Annotated in this window: 28 protein-coding genes and 1 pseudogene; 21 read left to right on the top strand and 8 right to left on the bottom strand. The window is 45.5% G+C overall.

Translation table 11 applies throughout. From position 1 onward, the window contains the following. Position 1 precedes the first annotated feature (1 nt). From BN1209_RS05380 to BN1209_RS05315, 14 genes are all read left to right on the top strand, one after another. The gene (locus BN1209_RS05380) at positions 2–391 is read left to right on the top strand and encodes a DUF4845 domain-containing protein (RefSeq protein ID WP_045751284.1); all 390 of its coding nucleotides are present in this window, start codon (positions 2–4) and stop codon (positions 389–391) included. 18 nt (positions 392–409) lie between these two features. After that, positions 410–1,087 carry a ribonuclease III gene (gene rnc, locus BN1209_RS05375; protein WP_045751283.1) on the top strand — a complete coding sequence of 226 codons (678 nt, stop codon included), beginning with the start codon at positions 410–412 and terminating at the stop codon, positions 1,085–1,087. 69 nt (positions 1,088–1,156) lie between these two features. Next, positions 1,157–2,047, top strand: a complete 891-nt coding sequence (gene era, locus BN1209_RS05370) for a GTPase Era (RefSeq protein WP_045751282.1) — start codon at positions 1,157–1,159, stop codon at positions 2,045–2,047. A 31-nt stretch (positions 2,048–2,078) separates the two neighbouring features. Next, complete coding sequence (gene recO / locus BN1209_RS05365) at positions 2,079–2,810, top strand: DNA repair protein RecO (RefSeq protein ID WP_045751281.1); 732 nt, start codon at positions 2,079–2,081, stop codon at positions 2,808–2,810. Further along, positions 2,807–3,544, top strand: coding sequence for a pyridoxine 5'-phosphate synthase (gene pdxJ / locus BN1209_RS05360; RefSeq protein WP_231855120.1), 738 nt, complete (start codon positions 2,807–2,809; stop codon positions 3,542–3,544). The genes recO and pdxJ overlap by 4 nt, the downstream gene beginning before the upstream one ends. A gap of 3 nt (positions 3,545–3,547) precedes the next feature. Beyond that, a complete protein-coding gene (gene acpS, locus BN1209_RS05355) occupies positions 3,548–3,931 on the top strand; it encodes a holo-ACP synthase (protein ID WP_045751279.1) in 384 nt (127 codons plus the stop codon). Positions 3,932–3,938: 7 nt separating this feature from the next. Continuing rightward, the gene (locus tag BN1209_RS05350) at positions 3,939–4,754 is read left to right on the top strand and encodes a tRNA threonylcarbamoyladenosine dehydratase (RefSeq protein ID WP_045751278.1); all 816 of its coding nucleotides are present in this window, start codon (positions 3,939–3,941) and stop codon (positions 4,752–4,754) included. 73 nt (positions 4,755–4,827) lie between these two features. Next, positions 4,828–6,717: a molecular chaperone HtpG gene (gene htpG / locus BN1209_RS05345; protein WP_045751277.1), complete on the top strand. Its 1,890-nt coding sequence runs from the start codon at positions 4,828–4,830 to the stop codon at positions 6,715–6,717. Positions 6,718–6,781: 64 nt separating this feature from the next. Continuing rightward, the gene (locus BN1209_RS05340) at positions 6,782–7,324 is read left to right on the top strand and encodes a thermonuclease family protein (RefSeq protein WP_082048399.1); all 543 of its coding nucleotides are present in this window, start codon (positions 6,782–6,784) and stop codon (positions 7,322–7,324) included. Positions 7,325–7,392: 68 nt separating this feature from the next. Beyond that, a complete protein-coding gene (locus tag BN1209_RS05335) occupies positions 7,393–7,872 on the top strand; it encodes a L,D-transpeptidase (protein ID WP_045751276.1) in 480 nt (159 codons plus the stop codon). Beyond that, positions 7,869–8,780 carry a nickel ABC transporter permease gene (gene nikB, locus BN1209_RS05330; protein WP_045751275.1) on the top strand — a complete coding sequence of 304 codons (912 nt, stop codon included), beginning with the start codon at positions 7,869–7,871 and terminating at the stop codon, positions 8,778–8,780. The genes BN1209_RS05335 and nikB overlap by 4 nt, the downstream gene beginning before the upstream one ends. Beyond that, positions 8,777–9,568, top strand: coding sequence for an ABC transporter permease (locus BN1209_RS05325; protein ID WP_045751274.1), 792 nt, complete (start codon positions 8,777–8,779; stop codon positions 9,566–9,568). Before nikB ends, BN1209_RS05325 begins: the two co-directional genes overlap by 4 nt. Before the next feature lie 4 nt (positions 9,569–9,572). Beyond that, positions 9,573–10,616: a beta-N-acetylhexosaminidase gene (gene nagZ, locus BN1209_RS05320; RefSeq protein WP_045751273.1), complete on the top strand. Its 1,044-nt coding sequence runs from the start codon at positions 9,573–9,575 to the stop codon at positions 10,614–10,616. A gap of 103 nt (positions 10,617–10,719) precedes the next feature. Beyond that, the gene (locus BN1209_RS05315) at positions 10,720–11,412 is read left to right on the top strand and encodes a Bax inhibitor-1 family protein (RefSeq protein ID WP_045751272.1); all 693 of its coding nucleotides are present in this window, start codon (positions 10,720–10,722) and stop codon (positions 11,410–11,412) included. A gap of 39 nt (positions 11,413–11,451) precedes the next feature. Here BN1209_RS05315 and tadA read toward each other — a convergent pair whose 3' ends face one another. Together tadA and BN1209_RS05305 are read right to left on the bottom strand one after the other, a co-directional pair. Then, a complete protein-coding gene (gene tadA / locus BN1209_RS05310; protein ID WP_045751271.1) occupies positions 11,452–11,919 on the bottom strand; it encodes a tRNA adenosine(34) deaminase TadA in 468 nt (155 codons plus the stop codon). Positions 11,920–11,922: 3 nt separating this feature from the next. After that, positions 11,923–12,750: an NAD(P)H-hydrate dehydratase gene (locus BN1209_RS05305; protein WP_045751270.1), complete on the bottom strand. Its 828-nt coding sequence runs from the start codon at positions 12,748–12,750 to the stop codon at positions 11,923–11,925. A gap of 228 nt (positions 12,751–12,978) precedes the next feature. Here BN1209_RS05305 and BN1209_RS05300 point away from each other — a divergent pair, with 228 nt between their 5' ends. The 5 genes from BN1209_RS05300 to BN1209_RS05280 all read left to right on the top strand — a co-directional run bounded on the left by BN1209_RS05300 (position 12,979) and on the right by BN1209_RS05280 (position 16,353). Then, positions 12,979–13,683 (top strand): pirin family protein, encoded by a 705-nt coding sequence (locus BN1209_RS05300; protein WP_045751269.1) that lies wholly within the window; start codon positions 12,979–12,981, stop codon positions 13,681–13,683. A gap of 60 nt (positions 13,684–13,743) precedes the next feature. Further along, positions 13,744–14,121 carry a YceI family protein gene (locus tag BN1209_RS05295; RefSeq protein ID WP_052661098.1) on the top strand — a complete coding sequence of 126 codons (378 nt, stop codon included), beginning with the start codon at positions 13,744–13,746 and terminating at the stop codon, positions 14,119–14,121. 91 nt (positions 14,122–14,212) lie between these two features. After that, complete coding sequence (locus BN1209_RS05290; protein WP_045751268.1) at positions 14,213–15,280, top strand: alkene reductase; 1,068 nt, start codon at positions 14,213–14,215, stop codon at positions 15,278–15,280. Positions 15,281–15,294: 14 nt separating this feature from the next. After that, positions 15,295–15,894: a nitroreductase family protein gene (locus tag BN1209_RS05285; RefSeq protein ID WP_045751267.1), complete on the top strand. Its 600-nt coding sequence runs from the start codon at positions 15,295–15,297 to the stop codon at positions 15,892–15,894. A 93-nt stretch (positions 15,895–15,987) separates the two neighbouring features. Further along, positions 15,988–16,353: a thioredoxin family protein gene (locus BN1209_RS05280; protein WP_045751266.1), complete on the top strand. Its 366-nt coding sequence runs from the start codon at positions 15,988–15,990 to the stop codon at positions 16,351–16,353. A gap of 65 nt (positions 16,354–16,418) precedes the next feature. Here the strand turns inward: BN1209_RS05280 and BN1209_RS05275 are convergent, their stop codons facing one another. Genes BN1209_RS05275 through purB form a run of 6 tightly spaced genes read right to left on the bottom strand, consistent with a single transcriptional unit; the run spans position 16,419 to position 21,146 of the window. Beyond that, entirely contained in the window at positions 16,419–17,387 is a 969-nt protein-coding gene (locus BN1209_RS05275; protein WP_045751265.1) for a peptidoglycan DD-metalloendopeptidase family protein, read from the bottom strand. After that, positions 17,387–18,028 (bottom strand): protein-L-isoaspartate(D-aspartate) O-methyltransferase, encoded by a 642-nt coding sequence (locus BN1209_RS05270; protein WP_045751983.1) that lies wholly within the window; start codon positions 18,026–18,028, stop codon positions 17,387–17,389. The genes BN1209_RS05275 and BN1209_RS05270 overlap by 1 nt, the downstream gene beginning before the upstream one ends. Positions 18,029–18,053: 25 nt before the next feature. Then, positions 18,054–18,794, bottom strand: coding sequence for a 5'/3'-nucleotidase SurE (gene surE, locus BN1209_RS05265; RefSeq protein ID WP_045751264.1), 741 nt, complete (start codon positions 18,792–18,794; stop codon positions 18,054–18,056). A 28-nt stretch (positions 18,795–18,822) separates the two neighbouring features. Next, positions 18,823–19,188: a DUF2069 domain-containing protein gene (locus BN1209_RS05260; RefSeq protein WP_045751263.1), complete on the bottom strand. Its 366-nt coding sequence runs from the start codon at positions 19,186–19,188 to the stop codon at positions 18,823–18,825. Continuing rightward, positions 19,185–19,778 (bottom strand): NAD(P)H:quinone oxidoreductase, encoded by a 594-nt coding sequence (wrbA, locus tag BN1209_RS05255; protein ID WP_045751262.1) that lies wholly within the window; start codon positions 19,776–19,778, stop codon positions 19,185–19,187. Before wrbA ends, BN1209_RS05260 begins: the two co-directional genes overlap by 4 nt. Then, complete coding sequence (gene purB, locus BN1209_RS05250) at positions 19,779–21,146, bottom strand: adenylosuccinate lyase (RefSeq protein ID WP_045751261.1); 1,368 nt, start codon at positions 21,144–21,146, stop codon at positions 19,779–19,781. Between the two features lie 218 nt (positions 21,147–21,364). Here purB and BN1209_RS05245 point away from each other — a divergent pair, with 218 nt between their 5' ends. Both BN1209_RS05245 and BN1209_RS05240 read left to right on the top strand, forming a co-directional pair. Beyond that, positions 21,365–21,655 carry a hypothetical protein gene (locus tag BN1209_RS05245; RefSeq protein WP_052661097.1) on the top strand — a complete coding sequence of 97 codons (291 nt, stop codon included), beginning with the start codon at positions 21,365–21,367 and terminating at the stop codon, positions 21,653–21,655. 144 nt (positions 21,656–21,799) lie between these two features. After that, positions 21,800–23,689: pseudogene (locus BN1209_RS05240) on the top strand (bifunctional aconitate hydratase 2/2-methylisocitrate dehydratase); the annotation flags it as partial.

Genomic DNA, 23,689 nt, shown 5'->3' with positions numbered 1-23,689 from the left:
CATGAAAACCTCTGACCAACGATTTAGTATTAATACGAAAGCACGCCAGTGCGGCATGTCGCTCGTTGGTATGTTGGTTGCAGGGACGATTGTTTTTTCGTTGATTCTTCTAGCGACCAAAATAGTACCAGCCTACATTGAATATGGTGCTGTCAAAAAGCTCATGAGTAGAATTGGACATGAACCAAGTTTTTCGACGATGACCAATCAAGAGATTGCCAAAATGTTTGATGCAGGTGCCAACATTGCTTACATCACTTCTGTAAAAAGCAGTGACTTAACGATTTATGAAACAGATCAAAAAATTGTGACGGCAGAGTATCAAGTCGTTAAGCCTCTCGTCGCGAATATCAGTCTGATGATGAAATTTAAGGCGACGACTGAGCATTGATTTGATGCTTATTTCATCATGACCAATCCAACTACTTTCGGACTGCAGCGCTTAATTGGCTACAACTTCCATCATCAAGCCTTATTAACACAAGCCCTGACCCATCGCAGTTTTGGGAGTGTTAATAACGAGCGCTTAGAGTTTTTGGGTGATGGGGTACTCAATTTCATTATCGCCAGTCAGCTCTATCTTGCATTCCCTAAATTGGATGAGGGGGATCTCAGTCGCTTACGGGCGCATTTAGTGAAAGAGCCAACGCTAGGTGAGTTAGCATTGACGCTGAATATCGGTGATGCGCTACGTTTGGGTGAAGGTGAGCTAAAAAGTGGCGGTTGGCGTCGTCCTTCAGTGTTGGCAGATGCTTTGGAAGCTATCATTGGCGCGGTGTTTCTTGATGCTGGATTTGATGCGGCTGAGATGGTTGTTATTAAACTATTTACGCCTTTAATCGACAAAATAGACCCGAAATCGATAGGTAAAGATCCAAAATCTTTATTGCAAGAATATCTACAATCTAAAAAAATCGACGTGCCAAGCTATGAAGTATTGGCAATTGAAGGCGAGGCACATTGCCAGACGTTCCGTGTCGAATGCAAAGTCGCAAAATTCAACATCACCACCCAAGGTGAAGGCACAAGCCGTCGTGCTGCTGAGCAAGAAGCAGCCAAGCTTGCCTATCAACAAATAATAGCCTAAACATTTGCGTAAAAGCGAAAATATTAAATCGCGAAAATGTGAAATTGAAAGTACATTGAAAGCATAAACATGACTCAAAACACCCCATTCCGTTGCGGCACTGTTGCCATTGTAGGCCGACCAAACGTTGGTAAATCAACCTTGCTCAACCACATTATGGGAATGAAGCTCAGCATCACTTCGCGTAAGGCACAAACCACGCGCCATCGTTTGCTAGGCATTCATACCACGCCAGATACACAATTCTTATTTGTGGATACGCCAGGCTTTCAGCAAAAGCATATTAATGCCTTGAATAAAACGCTGAACAAAACAGTGACTCAAGTGCTTAATGAGGTGGATGTGGTCTTGTTTGTGATTGAGCCTATGCACCTTGGGGATGCTGATAAGATTGTATTAAACCTGTTACCTAAAAATAAGCCAGTGTTGCTTGTAGTGAATAAAGCCGACTTAATGGGTGATAAAGGCAACTTGTTGCCGCTGATTCAAGACTTCGATTTGCTATTTCCTTTCGCAGCGATCGTGCCAGTGAGCGCCAAAAAGAGTTTGTATTTGGATGAGCTTTTAAGCGCCGTGCGTGTGCATTTGCCAGAGCAAGCAGCCATTTATGGTGAAGATGAAATCACGGATAAAAATGAGCGCTTTCTGGCGGCTGAGTTACTTCGCGAAAAAGCCTTTCGCTTTTTGGGTGAGGAAGTGCCTTATGGGATTACCGTTGAGATCGAAAAGTTTGAAATGGAAGGTAATCTGCGCCGCATTCATGCCGCATTTATTGTGGATAAAGAAAGCCAAAAGCCTATGCTGATTGGTAAAGGTGGCGAGAAACTAAAGAAGATTTCAACCGAAGCACGTCAAGACATGGAAAAGCTGTTTGACGGCAAAGTTTGGCTAGAAACTTGGGTGAAAGTGAAGGGCGGCTGGGCTGATGATGAGCGTGCGCTTAAGAGTTTAGGTTATTAGGTCAGCTTTACTAGGATCAAAAGGCTTTTAAATGGCTGTTAGTAGTATCACGCGTCAGGATAATCAGCCCGTCTATGTGCTGCACACTTATCCTTTTAAAGAAACCAGCTTAGTCGTGGAGTTATTTACTCGAGATTTTGGACGGGTCTCAGCGGTGGCCAAAGGAGCGAGAAGGCCACGCTCAGCCATGCGCGGCATGTTGCAGTCATTTCAGCCTCTGCTCGGCGCATGGTCCGGCAAGCTAGAGCTTAAAACGCTACATTCGCTAGAGTGGTATGCAGGGCTGCTCATGCTTCAAGGTGAAGCTTTGATGTGTGGCTTTTATTTAAATGAGTTATTGCTGCGCTTATTGCCGCGTGAGGATGCCCACGAAGCTTTGTTTGATGAATATACGCAAACACTGAAATTACTTTCGCTTGCACCGGATGATTCAGCCAGTATTCTGCGCCGTTTTGAATTACGTTTATTGCAAGCCTTGGGGTATAGCGTGCCTTTGACACATAACATTCGTGATGAGGCAGTGATTGCCGAAGCTCAGTACTATTATGTGCCAGAAGTCGGCCCAGTTTCCCTTAGGCATGACTATCAAGAAAATGGCGTACAATTATTTGGCAAAACATTGCTAGATATGGCGCAAGATGACTATGCTGATTTACAAACTCAGCAGCAAAGTAAGCAACTAATGCGGCTTTTGGTGGCGCATTATTTGGGTGATAAACCGCTCCATACTCGACAACTTTTAATCGATTTACAGGATTTATGATGACAAGTGCCAGCATTAAATTAGGCGTGAATATCGACCACGTGGCGACCTTACGTCAGGCTCGTGGTACTCAGTATCCAAGCGTGGTGCAAGCAGCGTTGCGCGCTGAAGAAGCGGGCGCAGATAGCATCACCATTCACTTGCGGGAAGATCGACGCCACATTCAAGATGCCGACGTTTATGCGCTTCGCCCATTGCTTCAAACCAAAATGAATTTTGAAATGGCCGTGACCGATGAAATGGTGGGGATTGCCTTAAAAGTAAAACCACAAGATGTTTGCTTAGTGCCAGAGCGTCGTGAAGAGCGCACGACCGAGGGTGGGCTTGAAGTGGCAGGAAACCTGGCACGAATTAAAACAGTATGCAAAACCTTGGCGGATGCAGGCATACGGGTTTCATTATTTATTGCACCTGACATAGCGCAAATCAACGCAGCTAAAACTGCTGGCGCTCCTGTCATTGAGATTCACACCGGTAAATTTGTGGATAGCGAAGGCGATGAGCAAGTTAAAGAGTTAGCACGTATTCAAGAAGCCACAGCACATGCCTTATCTTTGGGTTTAGTCGTGAATGCGGGTCATGGTTTGAATATCCATAATGTGCATCAAATCGCTGCGATTCCAGGGATTGAAGAGCTTAATATTGGTCACGCTATTGTGGCGCATGCCGTGTTTGTGGGTTGGGAGTATGCCGTGCGTGAAATGAAAGCACTCATGGTTGAGGCGGCACGTTAAGCGATGATTTACGGTGTTGGTACGGATTTAGTTGAAGTGGCGCGAATTCAAGATTCGCTAGACCGCTTTGGCGATCACTTTGCCATGCGGGTCTTAAGTGAACGCGAGATGCAAGAATTTCAGCTGTCCAATACTAAAGCGCGTTTCCTGGCTAAACGCTTCGCTGCTAAAGAAGCTTTTGCAAAAGCCCTCGGGACAGGCATACGCAAACCCGCCACTTTTGAGAATATTGGTGTGGGTCATGATGATTTAGGTAAGCCAGTATTTGATTTAGCAGCTGAATTGCAAGCCTGTTTAGAAGCAAAAAACATCCAGTTTGCACATCTTTCTATTTCAGATGAAAAGGCATTTGCGACAGCATTTGTCGTTCTCGAAAAGTCTTCATAAAGTCAATATGCTTGAGATTGATTCACCAGATTATGAGCGTCGCTTTAGCGGCGTTCGCCGTTTATACGGACAGCAAGGCTTGGCAAAGCTACAGGCGGCTAATATTTGCGTTATCGGTATAGGCGGTGTGGGCTCTTGGGCGGTAGAGGCTTTGGCGCGAAGCGCTGTCGGACATATCACACTGATTGATTTAGATAATATTGCTGAATCTAATGTGAACCGCCAACTACACGCAATTGATGGCGCTTTTGGATTGGCCAAAGTGACTGCCATGGCTCAGCGTATCAAGGCGATTAATCCTGCTTGTGTCGTTAAAGAGATTGAAGATTTTGTGACACCAGAAAATGTCGCCGAAATGCTCAATGCTGGCTTTGATATGGTGCTTGACGCCATAGACGATGCGAAAGCTAAAGTAGCGATTGCTGCCTATTGCAAGAAAAACAATATCCCCCTTGTCACCGTTGGCGGTGCGGGTGGGAGGCTAGACCCCACTAGGATTAAACAAGGTGATTTGTCACAGGTCGTGGGGGATCGATTGCTTGCAAAAGTCCGTAATCAACTGCGCCGTGATCATGGCTTTCCAAAGGCACCAACGAGTCATAAAAAATCTCCCACTAAGTTTGGCATCATCGCGGTTTATTCGGACGAGCAAGTCTTACAACCTGATGCTGATATTGCGTCCAGTTGTGAGGCCGATACAGCCATAACAGGCTTAAATTGCGCTGGTTATGGATCATCTGTTTGTGTCACGGCGCCATTTGGCATGGTGGCGGCTGGTATTGTGTTGAATCAAGTTATTCAACACCGTCTTTTGGAAAAATAATCGCTTGAAATAATACCGGCTGTCCCCATTTCATACTTATTGTTTTTTTACCCGTCATTAAGGAGCTTTCAATATGACAACATCGTCATCTCAAAAAGAAACTTTAGGTTTTCAAGCCGAAGTCAAACAGCTGCTTCAGCTAATGATTCATTCTCTCTATAGCAATAAAGAAATCGTCTTGCGTGAGTTAATTTCTAATGCATCCGACGCATCTGACAAATTGAGATTTTCTGCGCTTTCTGATAACACGCTTTACGGCGGCGATAGCGATTTAAAAATTCGACTCGCATTTGATAAAGCGGCGCGCACATTAACAATCACGGATAACGGCATCGGCATGAGCCGTAGCGAGGTGATTGAAAACATCGGTACGATTGCCAAATCGGGTACGAAAGAATTCTTTAACGCACTGACTGGCGACCAAGCCAAAGATGCTAATTTGATTGGTCAGTTTGGTGTGGGGTTTTATTCAGCATTTATTATTGCTGACAAAGTAACGTTAACTTCGCTGCGCGCTGGTGAAACTGAAGCGGTGAAATGGGAATCAGCAGGTGAGGGCGACTTTACTTTAGAGCCTGCGGACAAGAAAACACGCGGTACTGAAATCGTCTTGCATTTGCGCGAGGGCGAAGATGAGTTCCTGAATGATTGGAAACTAAAATCCATCATCTGCAAATACTCAGACCACATCACTTTGCCGATTGTGATGAAAAAATCCGAATGGAAAGATGGTGAGCAAGTACCAACGGATGAAGATGAAACAGTGAATAAAGCTTCTGCTTTGTGGGCGCGCGCTAAAAATGATGTGACTGAAGATGAGTATCAAGAATTCTACAAACACGTTTCTCACGACTTTGAGAATCCACTGGCTTGGAGCCACAACCGGGTAGAAGGCAATCAGGAATACATTTCTTTGCTGTATGTACCAAGCAAAGCGCCGTTTGATTTGTATGACCGTGAGCGCAGTCATGGCATTAAGCTTTATGTGAAGCGTGTATTTATTTTGGAAGACGCTGAAAAATTGATGCCGCAATATTTGCGCTTTGTACGCGGCGTAATTGATTCGGCTGATTTGCCGCTTAACGTTTCGCGTGAAATCTTGCAGCACTCTAAAGACATTGATGCGATTAAAGCTGCTTCTGTGAAGAAAGTACTAGGCTTGTTAGAAGATTTAGCTGAGAACAAAGCAGAGCAATATCAAGCATTCTGGAGCGAGTTTGGTCGCGTGTTAAAAGAAGGCCCGGGCGAGGACTTTGCGAACAAAGAGAGAGTTGCTGGCTTGCTGCGTTTTGCATCAACCCATTTGGATACGGAAGCGCAAGTGGTTGGCTTTAAAGACTATATCGCTCGCATGAAAGAAGGCCAAGAAGCGATTTACTACATTACCGCTGATAGCTTTGCGGCAGCCCAACATAGCCCACATTTGGAAATTTTCCGTAAAAAAGGCATTGAGGTATTGCTGCTTTCAGATCGTGTGGATGAATGGATGCTGGGCGGCCTCACTGAATTTGATGGTAAGAAATTGCAATCCATCGCTAAAGGGGATTTGGACCTAGGGAAGCTTGAAGATGAAGCTGAAAAGGAAGCTAAAAAACAAGTGGAAGATGCCGCAAAAGAGTTAGTTGAAAAGGTAAAAGCGACACTAGGTGAACAAGTGAAAGAAGTGTGCGTCACTCACCGTTTAACGGATTCGCCAGCTTGCTTGGTGGCGGGAGAAAATGACTTATCAGGTAATTTGGAGCGCATGCTGAAAGCTGCTGGTCAAAAAACACCTGAAAGTAAACCGACGCTAGAGATTAATCCTGCGCATGCCTTAGTTGAGCGCTTAAAATCTGAAAAAGATGAAATGAAATTTAATGATTTGGCGCATGTGCTGTTTGATCAAGCCTTGTTGGCAGAGGGCGGTCAGCTCAATGACCCGGCAAGTTTTGTTAAACGTATGAATCGCCTGTTGATGCGTTAATGTTTATTTCTCTGAAAGGATTTTTGGAATGTTTTGCCATTAAATCGACAAAGGTCAAAAGATAATGACACCAAAAACTAAGGCGCTAGTCAGATGGCTCATTCCTGCCCTAACTGGTAAAAACTATATCAAGATTGTACTGCTTGGCCTTGCAATATGCCTATCTGTGATGGCGTCTGCAGGTGGCAGTATTGCAGGGCAAGTGGTAAGTGTGGCCGATGGTGACACGCTCACTGTGCTGGACGATACTCACCAACAGCATAAAATTAGACTTGCCGGCATTGACGCGCCTGAAAAAGCGCAGCCATTTGGGCAAGCAAGTAAACAAAGGCTTTCAGAGCTTTGTTATCAAAAGCAGGCCATCGTGGTGGTAGTGAATACCGATCGTTACGGCCGTATGGTGGGTGATGTAACGTGTGACGATGTGCATGCCAATGAAGAAATGCTGCGTAGTGGACATGCTTGGGTGTATCGCCATTATGACAAAGGCTTTGCGTATTTCTACGCAATAGAGGATGCCGCTAAAGAAGCCAAACTTGGTTTGTGGGTAGATGACAGCCCTACGCCGCCTTGGGAATGGCGTCACAGCCGCAAGCTTAAAGATTAAGGCTGTTAAAAAACCGCTAGCTTGTTACAATCGCTTCTAGATTATCTTTAGCGATTTCTAATTATTTCATGCGCCTTGTCGTCTCTATTTCTCAGCAAGATTTAACTGTGTTTAACGCACAGCATCAGTCAATTGCCCATTACTCAATTTCAACAGCCGCTAATGGTGTGGGCTGTGAAAAAAACAGCGGTTGCACGCCGCTGGGGCTGCATATCATTCGCGCCAAAATAGGCGAGGGTGCGCCTTCGGGTAGCGTCTTTATAGGAAGGCGTCCTACAGGCGAGATTTGCACACCTGAGTTGATGGTTGAGTTTCCCAACCGAGATTGGATATTAACCCGTATCTTATGGCTTTCAGGCATTGAGGTGGGTGTGAATCGTTTAGGTAATGTCGATACGATGCAACGTTATATTTACATACACGGCACGCCAGATAGCAATGCTATGGGCGTAATTGGTTCACATGGATGCATTCGTATGCGTAACGCCGATATTATGGCTTTGTTTAATATGGTGGATGTGGGCGTAGAGGTCGATATTCAGCCATGATGAAGCGTTTGTTGGGTGTTATTCCTGTTGTTTTTGGCGTGGTTTTCCTCACTTTTCTTTTGGTGCATGCTGTGCCTGGCGACCCAGTTGAAGTGATGCTGGGTGAGTCAGCGAGTAACGCAGACCGCATTCAGTTACAGTCAGACTTAGGGCTGGATCAGCCCATTTATGTCCAGTTTGGTGTTTACCTCAATAAGCTTGTGCATGGCGATTGGGGTGTTTCTATCCATTCCAAAAAGCCGATTATAGATTTGCTCGCTGAGCGGTTGCCAGCCACAGCTAAATTGGCTTTGTTGGCCTTGTTATTTGCTGTGCTGATTGGCTTGCCTTTGGGTATTATTGCCGCGCTGAAGGTGAATCAATGGCCGGATAAACTGGCTAATCTCTTAAGTCTCTCTATCTCAGCAATGCCGCATTTTTGGATGGGACCGATGCTGATGATGCTGTTTGCCTTATGGCTAGGTTTGTTGCCTGTCAGCGGTATGGAAAATGGTACTTCTATTATTTTACCTGCGCTGACTTTAGGTTTTGGCTTAGCGGCTATTTTGACCCGAATGACGCGCGCCAGCATGCTAGAAGTGTTGCATGAGGATTTTATTCGCACTGCTCGCGCTAAAGGCTTGGCTGAAAGCACAGTGATTTTAAGGCACGCCTTACGCGCTGCTTTGTTGCCGATAGTGACGGTGCTTGGTTTACAGTTGGGTAGCTTGCTAGCAGGTACGGTGATTACTGAAACCGTATTTTCTTGGGATGGCATTGGTCGTCTGTTGGTTGAGTCGATTGAAAAGCGTGATTACCCTGTAACGCAGGCTTGCGTGCTAGTGGTGGCTTTAGTCTATGTACTGGTGAATTTGGCCACAGATATGATTTATACCAAAATAGACCCTCGGGTGAGGTTTGCTACATGAGCCGAAAGTATTGGTCCGTTTGGGTATTAGCACTATGGCTCATAGGCACGTTTGTTGTTAGCTTGGTTGATTTTCATCCTAATCAAATCCATTTGAATTTAATGTTGGCAAAACCCTCCGTTAATCACCTATTGGGCTTTGATGATCTGGGACGTGAAATTCTGCCGCGCCTCTTGGCTGGTGCGCAGGTCTCATTGGTGGTAGTAATTGTTGTCACTGCGATAACAGCATCGCTTGGCATTGCGCTCGGTTTGGTTTCTGGATATTACGGGGGTTGGATAGACCGCTCCTTAATGCAAATTACAGATGTATTTTTAGCCTTTCCTGGCATTCTTTTAGCGATTGCTTTTGCGGCAGTTTTAGGGGCTGGGTTAAGCAACTTGATATTGGCGCTGTGCATAACTTCGTGGGTGGGTTATGCCCGCTTAACAAGGGCGCAAGTGCTCTCATTAAGACAGCGGCAGCATGTCTTGGCAGCCAAGTCTTTAGGGGCATCCACGCCGCGTATTATGCTAAAACACATGTTACCTTTGCTAGCCGCACCTTTGTTAGTTGAGGCCACTTACAGCATGGCTGGTTTGGTGATTGCTGAAGCAAGCTTGTCTTTTTTGGGCTTGGGAATACAAGCGCCGAGCGCATCTTGGGGGTCAATGTTGCGAGATGGTGTGCGCTACATGTTGATTGCGCCACATTATGTATTGGCGGTGGGGTTAAGTTTGATGTCGCTGGTGTTGGCGGTGAATGTTTTAGGTGATCGTTTGCGCGATCAATTGGACGTAAGAGGATAAAGAAATGACACTTGGCCCAGTAATGCTGGATTTAGTTGGTAAAGAACTCACTGCAGAAGATATTAAGCGACTGCAACACCCATTGGTGGGTGGCGTGATTTTGTTTTCACGCAACTTTGAATCCCCAGCACAATTAAAGGCACTGACAGCCAGTATTCATGCGGTTCGTCAGCCACCTTTGTTGATTTCGGTTGATCATGAGGGTGGACGTGTTCAGCGCTTTAAGGATGGGTTTACCAAGATTCCGCCGATGCGTGAATTTGGCAAAATTTGGGATAGTCATCCTAAAAAGGCCAAAGAGCTTGCGGAAGAAGCAGGTTGGATTTTGGCGGCGGAACTACGGGCGCACGGCGTGGATTTTAGCTTTACGCCAGTGTTGGATATGGATTACGGCGAAAGCCAAGTGATTGGTAATCGTGCGTTTCATGTCAAAGCACAAGCCATTCATGAACTCGCCTATGCTTTGATGCATGGCCTCAAGCGTGGCGGCATGCCAGCGGTAGGCAAACATTTTCCTGGGCACGGCTATGTGGTGGCAGATTCGCATGTAGCGATTCCTGTCGATGAACGCGAGTTTGATGAAATCGCCCAAAATGATATGCAGCCATTTCGCCAAATGATTGATGATGGAATACAAGCAATTATGCCTGCGCATGTCATTTATCCTAAGGTAGATGAAAAGCCGGCTGGTTTTTCGCCGCGCTGGTTGCAAAAAGTGTTGCGTGAGCGTTTGGGTTTTGATGGTGTCATTTTTAGTGATGACCTTTCTATGGAAGGGGCGGGAGTTGCTGGGGATGTCACAGCGCGAGCTTTAGCCGCCTTAAATGCCGGCTGTGACATGGTGTTGTTATGTAACCAGCCAGATAAGGCAGATGAGTTGTTGGCGAATTTGAAATGGGAAATGACAGGCGCTAGCCGCGCACGACTGGCGCGTATGCATGGTGCTCGCTCACCAAAAGATATGGATCATTTACATGAAGATGCAGAGTTTGTGGCGGCGGTGAAGCGTGTGGATTTGGTGGGCAAGTCTGAGCAGGATTTGTTTTAAATATCTATTAATAGATTGTCACAAAAATAGTCTTGAAACTTAACGCTAAAGTCGCTATCTTAAGAGTGTTGCTCTTTGGCAATATTTTGATAAGGAAATTGTAATGTTTGATGATGTTCAAGTAATTGGTCGTTCAACTACTGCCGCGGATTTACAAAACCGCGTGCTTCGTAACACTTACGCCTTGCTTGGTTTAACCATGATTCCAACCATGATAGGCGCATATTTCGGTCTGCAAATGAATTTTGGATTTATGGCCGCACATCCGTTCATTTTTGCAATTGGCTTTATGGTGGTGATGTTTGGTATGTTCCAACTGATTGCCGCCAATCAGAACAGTTCCTTAGGTGTTTGGCTCCTGTTAGCCATGACCTTAGTTTTTGGACTTTTGTTGGGCCCGATTTTACAAGCAGCTTTGCACCTGCGTAATGGCGGAGAAATCGTTGGTTTAGCCGCGGCTGGCACTGGCATTACATTTTTCAGCTTGGCAGCGATTGGCTCTAGCCCTGCGCGTGATTTCAGTGGTCTTGGCAAATTCTTGTTTGTAGGCTTGATCCTAGCGCTAGTGGCTTCGCTGGCTAATATGTTCTTTCACTTTGATCCTGCGCACTTAATGATTTCAAGCATCTCAGTGCTAATTTTCTCAGGTTACATTTTGTACGATGTGAACCAAATCGTGCGTGGTGGCCAAACTAACTATGTGATGGCAACGTTGAGTTTGTATTTGGACATCTACAACTTGTTTGTGAACCTACTAAGTATCTTGATGAGTTTGATGGGTAATGATCGTGAGTGATTGATGTAACGCTTAAAAACCTGCTTCGGCAGGTTTTTTTTACGTCTTTTTATTGAGGCGACGTTCTTTAAAAAAAGCGGAGAGGATTTGCGCTGTTTCATTGCGGAGTACCCCGCCATTGACAGCGGTATGATGATTGAGCTTCTCTTCGGACATTAAGTCCAACACGCTGCCACAAGCCCCTGTTTTAAGATCGCTAGCACCATAAATTAAGTTGGCAATACGAGCGTGTTGAATAGCCCCCGCGCACATCGCGCAGGGCTCGAGGGTGACATACAAGGTGCAGTCAACTAAGCGATAATTGCCAATATGTCGTGCAGCATCACGTAGCGCAAGTATTTCGGCGTGTGCACTTGGATCATTCAGGCTGATCGGTGCATTACTACCACGGCCAATAATGACACCATCTTTCACCACCACCGCACCTACAGGCACTTCTCCTTTTTCAGCCGCTTGCTTTGCGAGTGTCATGGCGGCTTGCATAAATATTTCGTGTTGTTCTATCATCGGCTACTGCATGCTATTTAAAATATGACGTGTTTCGAGCGCCACTTCCGAGGCGCTTAAACCGATCGGACCAATCCCTTTTGCGACGAGCGAATCAGCCGCGGCGCCATGCAAGTAAACTCCCGTTTTAGATGCATCTAAAACATGCAGGCCCTGCGCAACAAGGCTGCCGATAATGCCGCTTAGAACATCCCCAGTGCCTCCACTGGCTAAGCCAACATTTCCGCTAGCGTTGGTAAATGACTGGTATTGAAACGCGACAATGGTTTCATGACCTTTTAATATACAAACAGCGTTATATTGTTGAGCAAGTTTCAATGCGCTTTCAATGCGGTTTTGTTGAACTTCTTTGCTTGATATTTTCAATAGTCTTGCCGCTTCACCAGGGTGTGGCGTGATAATCGTTGCGTGTTTTCGTTGGCTGAGTTGTTCACTCAGTCCTTGGTTTGCAGCGATTAAATTCAGTGCGTCGGCATCAAGAAGTATGGGCGTGGAGGTGAATAGCCAATGACCGAGAAGGCTGATGGCTTGCGGTGATTCACCCATCCCAGGACCAATAACTACGCAGTCTAATTGGTCTAATAACTCAATGCCATCTGGTTCGCGCAGCATGATTTCTGGATGGATCAAATCGATGCCGGGTGCATCGTCGGCTAAAAAGCTGGCATAAACTCTTCCCGCGCCGCTGAATAATGCGGCGCGAGATGCAAGCACAACAGCACCAAGCATGGTGCTTGCACCGCCAATGATGGCGACACTTCCGTTATCGCCTTTATGGGCGTCAAGTTTGCGTTTTGGAAGCGTGATATTGTGTTGATTGATGATTTGCATTTGATCTAATTTTACAGCGGATGTTTAAATAAAAGCATTTTTTGTATTGGAATGAAATGCTGCAACAGCACTCTGAATTAAAAAAAGTAACGATTTTTTAGTGGCTAAGAAATCATTCGCTATCTAGTTTAGTTTTGTTTCTTTACTATGTTCGAAAGTGCTCGTATGGCTGGGACACAAAAGTACTTTTTAAGAAGTTGTCATGAATAAAAATTTGTATTGGAATCTATGATGGAAGTTCGTCGTTCAGCATCCCGAGGTCACGCCAATCACGGCTGGTTAGATAGCTATCATTCGTTTTCATTTAATCAATATTACGACCCAGCGCGCATGGCGTTTTCAGTATTGCGGGTGATTAATGAAGATATAGTTGCGCCGACGCGTGGTTTTGGCATGCATCCTCACCAAAACATGGAAATTATTACGTATATGTTAGGCGGTGAGTTGGCGCATCAGGATAGTTTGGGTAATGGCTCGACGATCAGGGCTGGTGATGTTCAGAGAATGACAGCAGGGTCAGGAATCGTGCATGCTGAGATGAATCAGTCTATCACGGAAGCTGCCCATCTATTGCAAATATGGTTAACGCCATCCAAAGATGGCCTCGAGCCTAGTTATGAAGACAAGCGGATTGATCCTCATCGTAAACTTAATCAATGGTGTTTGATCGCCTCGCATGACGCGCGCGAGGATTCTTTATTAATTCATCAAGACGTCAATTTATGGGCCACTTATCTTCATGCCGGTCATTCATTGGATTATCAAGCACCTAAAGGCCGGAGTGCCTATGTTCAGTTGGCGAGAGGGCGTTTGCGTGTTAATGGTGAGTGGCTAGAGCAGGGTGATGCGATCGTGTTAGAAACGTCTATTGATTTGTCGTTAAATGCAGAAACAGATGCAGAAGTGTTGTTGTTTGATCTACCAAAAGCTTAATGAATATGGCGCTTTATCACGCGTCAATTATTTAAATTAATATTCGTCGTCGGTCTATTATTGAGTTTTACGAGTGCTTATGCCGACATTGAAACTGATCAAGTCGACAATGCACATAGCTTTACTAATTTTAATATTCGATATATTGCTTCAAAATTGTCCGGTAAGTTTAGCGATGAAGCTGGCAATATGAAAATTGACCGTGCTAAATTCGCGAACTCGTCTGTGGATGCTAAAATCAGTCCATTAATTGTTAATACCAGCTTTGCTAAGCTCACCATGGACGGTATCACGAAGGAGATGAGATTGCCTTTTGAATTGTTGGGCGATGCTAGCGATCCTTGCGGTGCTTACTGCATTGGTATTGAGGCCCATCCCAGCCTGAAGGCTCCAGATTGTGGCTTTACATGGAGGGACAGCTGGCGGTCCGGTAGGTGATGAAGTTGAGGTCATTCTGCTGATTGAAGGCATTAAAACGAATTAAGTTTTTGAACCATTTTATTTTAGAAGTTTTGATAAAGGATAGACAATGAGCGATTTATTTAGCCCAGTCACACTCGGTAGTATTGAGTTGAGCAACCGGATGGTGATGGCACCACTTACCCGCAATCGTTCAAGCATGGAAGGTGTTCCACAAGACATGAGCGTGACGTATTACGAACAACGCGCTACCGCTGGTTTAATCATTACTGAAGCTACACCGATATCACCAATGGGCCATGGTTATCCTTTATTGCCTGGTATCTATACGTATGCACAAATTGTTGGCTGGAAAAAAGTCACGGATGCTGTGCATGCCAAAGGTGGCAAGATTGTGATTCAACTTTGGCATGTGGGTCGTATTTCACACCCAAGCCTATTGAATGGCGAGACCCCTGTTGCGCCCTCAGCAGTTAAGCCAGCAGGCAAAGCTTTCACCTTCAATGGTTTGGTCGATTATGTTGAGCCACGGGCTTTAGATGCTAGTGAGTTGCCAGGCATTGTGGCGGATTACGTTCAGGCGAGTAAAAATGCCATGAAAGCAGGTTTTGATGGCGTTGAAATTCACTCGGCTAATGGCTATTTGCTCGATCAATTTTTACGCGATGGCAGTAATAAACGCTCTGATATTTATGGTGGCAGTATTGAAAACCGCGCACGTTTGTTAATGGAAGTCACAAAAGCAGTGGTGGACGCGATTGGTTCCGATAAAGTGGGTTTGCGTCTTTCGCCAGTGAATCCATTTAATGATATGAAAGATAGCGATCCACAAGCCGTATTTAATTATGTGACGGCGCAATTAAACCAATTCAACTTGGCATACTTGCATGTGGTTGAAGGCGGCATTCATGGCGGCGGCGTAGCTGACCCGTTTGATTTTGATGCGATGCGTAAACTTTGCAAATCTCCCTACATGGCGAATTTGTCTTACGACAAAGCGCGTGGTAATGCGGCGATTGCTAATGGTCATGCAGATGCGGTGGCTTATGGCGTGCCCTTTATCGCTAATCCAGATTTGGTTGAACGTTTCCGTCAAGATGCACCTCTTAATGAAGCAGATTCAACAAGCTTTTATGGTGGCACTGAAAAAGGCTATACCGATTATCCAACGCTTTAGACCGAGTAAACTTGATGAAAAAAACAGCGATTACCCAAGTAGAGATTGATAAAACCATTGCTGAGCGATGGAGCGGCCGCGCTTACGATGCTAGTAAGCCTGTGACAGCAGATCAAACGATCGCCTTGCTAGAAGCCGCTCGTTGGGCGCCTTCTTGTATGGGTGATCAGCCTTGGCGTATTGTGGTCTGGAACAAAGATGACAACGCTGAAGCTTGGCAACAAGTATTTGATTGCCTCTCGGAGGGCAACCAGACTTGGGTGATTAATGCGCCTTTGCTTTGTTTGGTTTGTGCGAATACGCTGTTTGTCAAGAATGCACAACCTAATCGATGGGCTCAGTACGATACTGGTGCGGCGGCTCAAAATTTATGTTTACAGGCAGCAAGCATGGGGTTGATGGCGCATCAGATGGGTGGCTTTGATGCTGAAAAAATACGCACAATCTTTAACATCCCCGTGCAATTCACCTTAATGTCCATGATATCAGTAGGTCATCCTGCTGATATTCAATCTGTTACTGGGGAGTTGCTTGTTCGTGAAATGGCACCACGGACTCGTCGGGATTTAGGTGATTTGTTTTTTGATGGTGCGTGGGAAAAACCAATCGCTTAAGATTCCTCAACAAGCATTTGAGTTGCGTGTTTCGGTATTTCCAGGGCATCTGATAGAATATTGCAACTAAAAAGATTATCGATAGGAAACATCATGGCTGTAGTAGAACTAAATAAAGAGAATTTCAAAGAAACAATCGTTAACAATCCATTTGTGATTGTTGATTTTTGGGCGCCATGGTGTGAGCCATGTGTCGCTTTTACGCCTGTGATTGAGGCTGCAGCTGCAAAAAACCCTGATATTTTGTTTGGTATGGTGAATACAGAAGCCAATCCAGAAATTGCTGAGTACTTTGAAGTAACCAAAATTCCAGGCATTTTAATTGTTCGTGAGCAAGCCGGCATTCATGCGCAACAAGGCGAAATTGGCGCGCCAGCGCTAGACAAGCTTATCGAATGGGCACGTGATTTTGATATAGAGCAAGTGCGTCAGTATTATGCTGAACAGGATAAAAAGTAATTCGCCTAACAATAATAAAAAAGCCGCTGAAAAGCGGCTTTTTTATTAGTTTCAATAGAATAGAGCTAAAGGTTTGCCAAGAACTTGGCTGGATCAATTGATTTTCCTTGGTAACGGATTTCAAAGTGAAGTTTAACAACGTCTGTTCCAGAGCTTCCCATTTCCGCTATTTTTTGTCCTTTGATCACTGTTTGACCTTCTTTCACTAAGATCTTGCTGTTGTGCGCATACACTGACAGATAATCTTTATTGTGTTTGACGATCACTAAATTGCCATAACCGCGTAAATCTGAACCGCTGTATATTACTTTGCCGTTTGCTGCGGCATTAATATCTTGTCCCATTGCACCTTCAATGTCGATGCCTTTGGCGCTAGCCCCTTCGTTAAAACCAGCTTTTAATTTTCCTTTGGTTGGGGTCGACCAATCTAACGCATCCTCACCCGTCACTGCACTTTCAAGCGGCTTTTGTTCGGATGACTTTATATCGGTTGTTTTGGGCTCAGCAGGTTTCGTTAGGTCTTTTTCCGCTTCTTCGTTGTATGGCCCACGTAGGGCTTTGGGTGACCTGATTGTTGGGATATCTGCTGAACTAGCTTGGCTGGTTTGACCTGAGCTGGTTTGACTTGGAGTGATCTGGCTATCGTTATTAAGTGGTTTGATCACGACTTCATCATTATTTGTATCAGCAATTTTAGCGCTTGTGATATTGCTACTTTTGATTTTTAGCTGTTGACCCACACGAATATTGTAAGGTGCGTTGATGTTATTGTTTTGGGCAATATCTTTGTAATCCTCACCAAATTCAAGGCCGATGCTGTAAAGCGTATCTCCTTTTTTTACAGTGTAGGATTCAGGACGCCAATCTTTACTATTTAAATTGGTTTTTTGAATGAGTTTTTTGGGAGTTTGAATAGCTTTAGGCTTTGGTGGTTCTGGTGAGCGATCAATCACTGGCGCTCTATTAGGTGTACTAGAACAAGCGATTAATACCAAAGTGAGAAGACCGATGATGAAATTGTGGGGTCTTTGCATTAGTTGGTTCCTCCCAACAATGGCACAAACTTCACTGGTTCAAGCTTGGTTTTTTTGAATTCGGAGGTGCCGTTATTGACGATATGCTCGATTAAATACAAGATTTGCTCGTCTGTGCCCACGGGAATCACCATGCGACCACCAGCGGCAAGTTGATGCACTAACTCATCAGGAATGTGGCTAGCTGCCGCAGTCACAATGATCCCATCAAATGGACCAAAATCAGGCAATCCCATTGTGCCATCTGCGTGTTTTAGCTTGATGTTACTCATGCGTATTTCGCGAAGATGTTTACGCGCCTTCATGACGAGCGGACTAATGCGCTCGAGTGAATATACTTCACTCGCGACTTTTGATAAAACAGCCGTTTGATAACCACAACCCGTCCCAATTTCAAGCACTTTGCCCAAAGGACGGCCAGCACGCAGTGTTTCTGTCATCTTTGCAACGGTATAAGGTTGTGAGATTGTTTGACCGAAGCCAATTGGGAGTGAAACATCTTCATAAGCACGTGTAGCGAGGGCTTCATCTACAAAAATATGACGTGGTATTTCACCCATGGCTGAGAGGGTTACTTCGTCTTTGATGCCTTGTTCTCTTAGGCGCGACAACATTCTGTCGCGCGTGCGTTGGGAGGTCATGCCGATGCCAGAGGTGCTTCTCACGCTATTTTATCCAGCTTTTCAATGCGTCTAATTGGTTAAAGTGAGTCAAATCCGCTTGCAAAGGTGTCAGTGAAACCTGATTATTTGACACCGCATAAAAGTCTGTGCCTTCTCCCGCATCAGAAGCAGCGCCTGCGGGGCCAACCCAATAGAGCGTTTCACCGCGAGGAGATAAGGATTTAATCACGGGCTCTGCTTTATGGCGTTTACCAAGGCGGGTGACTACCTTGCCTTTAAGTTCTGAGTAAGGGATGTCAGGTACATTGACGTTCATTAAAACAGGGGGAGGGAACACATTTTCTTGATAGCGTTCGATAAGTTCAACAATCACTTTTCCCGCCGTTTCAAAATGCGTCGCATTGTGTTGTGACATTGATACCGCAAAGGATGGGATGCCCAACAAATAGCCTTCCATGGCGGCGGCAACCGTGCCTGAATAGATGGTGTCGTCACCCATGTTCGCACCATCATTAATGCCTGAAATCACCATATCGGGAAGTTTATCGATTAAGCCAGTCACTGCCAAATGCACGCAGTCAGTGGGTGTGCCGTTTACAAAGTAAAACCCATTACTGGCTTGTCGCACGGTCAATGGTCTGTCAAGTGTGAGGGAGTTGCTGGCGCCACTGCGATTGCGTTCTGGTGCAAACACCACAATATCGGCTACTTTTGAAACATATTCAGCAAGTGTTGCAAGACCTGGGGCGAAGTAGCCATCGTCATTAGAGAGAAGAATTAACATGAATAAATTATATCGCTTATTGTTGAGGCTAGTTTGCTGCCTGTCTTGTTAATTTTGCATAGTAAATAGTACAGACGAAAAAAATAGAAGTCAGTAAAACCTCTACAAGTGCTAATTTGGCTGAAAGACCTTGGTCAGCCCAAGCTCTCACGGTTCCTTCGGTGAAGTATATCAAGATGAACATGCTTGCCCATTGATACGTATATCGCCGTCCATTGAGAATGCCGAAAAGTGGCAACAGGAGTGGGACAGCTTTGAGAATCAACTGTGAGCCTTGAGGTTTGATCGGCGCTAAAATGCTTTCCCAAGCTAAACTCAAAATAATCAGTGCGATTAAGCTGATTGACGCGCCAAGTCTTAACTTTTGAATTGTCTGTGTTGAGCGAGAGATCATGCTGAAAGTTTCAATGCGGTTTCGGCGAGGCGCTTGCCTAGCGCAAGGCAAAGTTTCTTTTCGTCATCGCTCAGCGGCTGATCATCCATGGCACCGCCCACATGGCTGGCGCCATAAGGCGTGCCGCCTGAAGTTGTATTGCCTAAGGACGGCTCTGAATAAGGCAAACCTAATAGCATCATGCCGTGATGCATGAGAGGCAGCATCATGGTGATTAAAGTGGTTTCATTACCGCCGTGCATAGAGCCTGAGGAAGTAAACACCGCCGCTGGTTTGCCGATGAGGGCGCCTTTAAGCCATAGACTGGTTGTGCTGTCTAAAAAATACTTCATTGGCGCTGCCATGTTGCCAAAGCGGGTAGGGCTTCCAAGGGCTAACCCTTTGCAATCCTCTAAGTCTTGCAATTCAACATATGGCGCGCCGCTTGTTGGCACATCGGGTTCTGTTGCTTCAAAGTTGGCTGACACTTTTGGCACGGTGCGAATACGGGCTTTTGCGCCATCTACACCCTCAATGCCACGGGCAATGCTTTGTGCCATGTCACGCACCGCGCCGCCTTGTGAGTAATAGAGAACCAGTATTTCAGTCATTTAGATATGGTTCACTAATGCTATTGCTTTGCCGATATAGGTGGCAGGGGTTAATTCCATTAGGTATTGCTTGGCCTCAGCGGGAATCTTGAGTTCTGCAATTAAAGACTGTAATGACTCTTTAGAGATCGCTTTGCCACGGGTGTATTCTTTGAGTGTGTCATATGGATTTTCGTAGCCATAGCGACGCATCACAGTTTGAATCGGCTCAGCAAGCACTTCCCAGCTATTGTCTAAATCTTCAGCCAATTTTACAGGGTTGATTTCAAGTTTGTTTAAGCCGCGTAAGCATGAGTCGTAACCCAAAAGCGTATAACCAAAAGCGACGCCCATATTGCGAAGTACAGTTGAGTCGGTGAGGTCACGTTGCCAACGAGAGATAGGCAATTTTTCAGCAAGATGGCGAAGAATAGCATTCGCTAAGCCTAAATTGCCTTCTGAGTTTTCAAAGTCAATTGGATTTACTTTGTGCGGCATGGTTGAAGAACCGACTTCACCTGGTTTGAGTTTTTGTTTGAAATAGCCAACAGAAACGTAACCCCAAATATCACGGTTAATATCAATCAGAATCGTATTAATGCGCGCTAAGTTATCGTAAAGCTCCGCCATGTAATCGTGTGGCTCAATTTGGATGGTCATTGGGTTGTATGTTAAGCCCAAATTTTCTACAAATTGTTTCGCAAACTTTTCCCAATCAAGCTCTGGGTAAGCCGATAAATGCGCGTTGAAGTTGCCCACTGCGCCATTGATTTTTCCTAAAATTTCATTGGCGACTAATTGTTTTTGTTGACGTTGCAAACGATACACTACGTTCGCCAACTCTTTGCCCATGGTGGTTGGAGAGGCTGTTTGGCCGTGTGTACGTGAGAGCATGGGCTGGTCAGCAAGTTGATTTGCTAGCTCTGTCATACGAGTAATTAGGCTGTTCAGAAATGGCAACATCACTGTGTTACGCGCACCCTTCAGCATTAAGGCATGAGATAAGTTGTTGATATCTTCACTGGTGCAAGCAAAGTGAATAAATTCACTGGCTTTTTTGATTTCTGCATTGCCATCAAATTTTTCTTTAAGCCAATATTCAAGCGCCTTTACATCGTGATTGGTGCGCGCTTCAATGGCTTTAACTTCAGAGGCCTCCGTCTCGCCAAAATTGGCAATCGCATCATCAAGTTCTTTAATGGTCTCTTTGCTAAAAGGCTTAACTTCTTCAATCTCAGGAAGCGCTGCTAGGGCTTTAAGCCATTCCACTTCTACTAATGCGCGGTGTTTAATGAGTGCATATTCACTAAAGTAAGCGCGGAGTGGATCAACTTTTGCTTGATAGCGACCATCCAAAGGAGATAGCGCATTAAGTGGCGTGAGTTCCATAAAAACCTTTATCGATGCTGATTTGGTGCAAAATTGCGAATAACGTAATTTTACCCTACAACAGGCGTACTCAAAAATCGAGATGGTGTTTTTTGTAGATTTATTTTACGGATTATTTGATGGATTGTTTTATTAATATGCGTAAAACTAAATAGATGATTAGCTGACAAACACAATATACGTGTTCGGTTATTATAAAAAAGCGTAATCTTTACATAATGAATAATAAGTTAATCCAATATTTTGTCTGCTTTTGGTGCATTGCGCTGTTCACTTGTGCAGCCTCCGCCCAAGAAGGCGCGCAATATTCCTCTTTGCCGTATATGACCGTTGCTGAAAGCATTGCGGCGATGGACACTGACCATGACGGCATTGTCAGCGTGCATGAAATACGTGTTTTTATCGAATCTACCCACGGCAAGGGCTATCAAGGCAAAGTCTTTGATGACATGGAAAAGTCTGCCGAAAATAGAAGTTGTGGCTCGTCTTTTTCGAAATCGCTCTATTAATTTAACCTTTCGCCAGTTCTGGCATATTCATTGCATCTCATTCACTAGGTTTTGTCAGTAGTTTTTAAGCTGTCGTTGGAAGCCATGTGCGCCGCCTGTATAATTGCGGCTAATTATTCATTTATTTAAAAGCTTGGAATTTTAATGTTATCCACCTACCACACCCATATATCAGAACGCGCAGCAGTTGGCTTGCCGCCATTGCCTTTGAATGCAGAGCAAGTAGCTTTGCTTGTTGAATTACTGAAGGTCACGCCTGCCAACTCATCCGATGCGTCTGAGCTTGTTGATTTACTCGAGAACCGTATTCCTGCTGGGGTGGATCAAGCAGCGTATGTGAAGGCGGCATTCTTAGCGGATTTAGCAAAGGGCGTGGCCAAATCTGCTTTGGTATCACCCCATCATGCCGTAAAGTTACTCGGCACCATGTTGGGCGGTTATAACGTTCAAGCTTTGGTTGCTTTGCTCGATAGCAGTGATGCTGCGCTCGCTGCTGAAGCGGGTTCTATTCTTTCTCATACCATCCTGATGTTCGATGCTTATCATGATGTCGCCACCAAGATGAAGGCCGGTAATGCCCATGCGAAGAAGCTCATTGAATCTTGGGCTGCTGGCGAATGGTTTACTGCACGCCCTAAACTTGCTGATGAAATCCGTGTGGTGGTGTTTAAGGTCGCTGGTGAAACCAATACCGATGATCTCTCTCCTGCACAAGAAGCTTGGTCTCGTCCTGATATCCCGCAGCACGCCAAAGCGATGCTCGTGAACAAGATGCCAGAAGCGTTAAGTGTGATCGAAGCGCTCAAAGCCAAACACGGCTTACCACTTGCTTATGTGGGTGATGTGGTGGGGACTGGTTCATCACGCAAGTCAGCGATTAACTCATTACAGTGGTATATGGGTGATGACATCCCTAACATCCCAAACAAACGCACTGGCGGTATCGTCATTGGCAGTAAGATTGCCCCAATCTTCTTTAACACTGCAGAAGACTCTGGTGCTTTCCCGATTCAATGTGATGTCAGCAAACTCAATACCGGTGATGTGATTGTGATTCGTCCGTATCAAGGCACCATTACTAAAGATACAGGTAGTCAAGATACTGGAAACGCAGGCGACGTCCTCGCCACCTTCGACATGGCACCGCTCACCATTGCCGATGAGGTGCGAGCCGGCGGCCGTATCCCCCTCATCATTGGGCGTGGCTTAACAACGAATGCACGCACGACATTAGGCTTACCCCCATCAGATCTCTTCATTCACCCCATTGCCCCTAAAGATACTGGCAAGGGTTATACGCTTGCCCAGAAGATGGTGGGCCGTGCTTGTGGGTTACCTGAAGGCGTAGGTGTACGTCCTGGTACTTACTGTGAACCGAAAGCCACCACCGTTGGCTCTCAAGACACCACAGGCGGCATGACCCGTGACGAACTTAAAGAACTCGCTTGCTTAGGCTTTAGCGCTGACTTAGTCATGCAAAGCTTCTGTCATACCGCCGCTTATCCTAAGCCTGTGGATATTAAGCTACAACACAGCTTGCCTGAGTTTATGTCTAGCCGTGGCGGTGTATCGCTGCGTCCTGGTGATGGCGTGATCCACTCTTGGCTTAACCGTATGGTGTTACCCGATACGGTCGGCACAGGGGGCGACTCACATACCCGTTTCCCCATTGGCATTTCCTTCCCAGCAGGTTCAGGCTTAGTCGCCTTTGCGGCGGCCATGGGGGTGATGCCTCTTGATATGCCTGAATCAGTCTTAGTGCGCTTTAAAGGCGAGATGCAGCCTGGCATTACTTTACGAGACTTAGTGAACGCGATTCCCTATGTGGCCATTCAAGCTGGTGAACTCACGACCGATAAGAAAGGCAAGAAGAACGTCTTTAACGGCCGCGTACTCGAGATTGAAGGCTTACCTGACCTGAAGGTCGAACAAGCCTTTGAGTTTGCTGATGCTTCTGCTGAACGTTCAGCCAACGGCTGTACCGTGCGCTTAAACAAAGAACCCGTCATCGAGTTTTTAAAGTCCAACATCGTG

The organism is Candidatus Methylopumilus turicensis (genome assembly GCF_000953015.1).
In the GTDB taxonomy this organism is placed as follows: Bacteria; Pseudomonadota; Gammaproteobacteria; order Burkholderiales; family Methylophilaceae; genus Methylopumilus_A; species Methylopumilus_A turicensis.
The sequence above is the reverse complement of the archived record's forward strand: the minus strand, read 5'-3'. Positions and strand labels throughout refer to the sequence as shown.

Bases quoted from the DNA above. Each gene is read 5' to 3' on its own strand.
- BN1209_RS05380 (WP_045751284.1), top strand. From the start codon at position 2: ATGAAAACCTCTGACCAACGATTTAGTATTAATACGAAAGCACGCCAG.
- rnc (WP_045751283.1), top strand. From the start codon at position 410: ATGACCAATCCAACTACTTTCGGACTGCAGCGCTTAATTGGCTACAAC.
- era (WP_045751282.1), top strand. From the start codon at position 1,157: ATGACTCAAAACACCCCATTCCGTTGCGGCACTGTTGCCATTGTAGGC.
- recO (WP_045751281.1), top strand. From the start codon at position 2,079: ATGGCTGTTAGTAGTATCACGCGTCAGGATAATCAGCCCGTCTATGTG.
- pdxJ (WP_231855120.1), top strand. From the start codon at position 2,807: ATGATGACAAGTGCCAGCATTAAATTAGGCGTGAATATCGACCACGTG.
- acpS (WP_045751279.1), top strand. From the start codon at position 3,548: ATGATTTACGGTGTTGGTACGGATTTAGTTGAAGTGGCGCGAATTCAA.
- BN1209_RS05350 (WP_045751278.1), top strand. From the start codon at position 3,939: ATGCTTGAGATTGATTCACCAGATTATGAGCGTCGCTTTAGCGGCGTT.
- htpG (WP_045751277.1), top strand. From the start codon at position 4,828: ATGACAACATCGTCATCTCAAAAAGAAACTTTAGGTTTTCAAGCCGAA.
- BN1209_RS05340 (WP_082048399.1), top strand. From the start codon at position 6,782: ATGACACCAAAAACTAAGGCGCTAGTCAGATGGCTCATTCCTGCCCTA.
- BN1209_RS05335 (WP_045751276.1), top strand. From the start codon at position 7,393: ATGCGCCTTGTCGTCTCTATTTCTCAGCAAGATTTAACTGTGTTTAAC.
- nikB (WP_045751275.1), top strand. From the start codon at position 7,869: ATGATGAAGCGTTTGTTGGGTGTTATTCCTGTTGTTTTTGGCGTGGTT.
- BN1209_RS05325 (WP_045751274.1), top strand. From the start codon at position 8,777: ATGAGCCGAAAGTATTGGTCCGTTTGGGTATTAGCACTATGGCTCATA.
- nagZ (WP_045751273.1), top strand. From the start codon at position 9,573: ATGACACTTGGCCCAGTAATGCTGGATTTAGTTGGTAAAGAACTCACT.
- BN1209_RS05315 (WP_045751272.1), top strand. From the start codon at position 10,720: ATGTTTGATGATGTTCAAGTAATTGGTCGTTCAACTACTGCCGCGGAT.
- tadA (WP_045751271.1), bottom strand. From the start codon at position 11,919: ATGATAGAACAACACGAAATATTTATGCAAGCCGCCATGACACTCGCA.
- BN1209_RS05305 (WP_045751270.1), bottom strand. From the start codon at position 12,750: ATGCAAATCATCAATCAACACAATATCACGCTTCCAAAACGCAAACTT.
- BN1209_RS05300 (WP_045751269.1), top strand. From the start codon at position 12,979: ATGATGGAAGTTCGTCGTTCAGCATCCCGAGGTCACGCCAATCACGGC.
- BN1209_RS05290 (WP_045751268.1), top strand. From the start codon at position 14,213: ATGAGCGATTTATTTAGCCCAGTCACACTCGGTAGTATTGAGTTGAGC.
- BN1209_RS05285 (WP_045751267.1), top strand. From the start codon at position 15,295: ATGAAAAAAACAGCGATTACCCAAGTAGAGATTGATAAAACCATTGCT.
- BN1209_RS05280 (WP_045751266.1), top strand. From the start codon at position 15,988: ATGGCTGTAGTAGAACTAAATAAAGAGAATTTCAAAGAAACAATCGTT.
- BN1209_RS05275 (WP_045751265.1), bottom strand. From the start codon at position 17,387: ATGCAAAGACCCCACAATTTCATCATCGGTCTTCTCACTTTGGTATTA.
- BN1209_RS05270 (WP_045751983.1), bottom strand. From the start codon at position 18,028: ATGACCTCCCAACGCACGCGCGACAGAATGTTGTCGCGCCTAAGAGAA.
- surE (WP_045751264.1), bottom strand. From the start codon at position 18,794: ATGTTAATTCTTCTCTCTAATGACGATGGCTACTTCGCCCCAGGTCTT.
- BN1209_RS05260 (WP_045751263.1), bottom strand. From the start codon at position 19,188: ATGATCTCTCGCTCAACACAGACAATTCAAAAGTTAAGACTTGGCGCG.
- wrbA (WP_045751262.1), bottom strand. From the start codon at position 19,778: ATGACTGAAATACTGGTTCTCTATTACTCACAAGGCGGCGCGGTGCGT.
- purB (WP_045751261.1), bottom strand. From the start codon at position 21,146: ATGGAACTCACGCCACTTAATGCGCTATCTCCTTTGGATGGTCGCTAT.
- BN1209_RS05245 (WP_052661097.1), top strand. From the start codon at position 21,365: ATGAATAATAAGTTAATCCAATATTTTGTCTGCTTTTGGTGCATTGCG.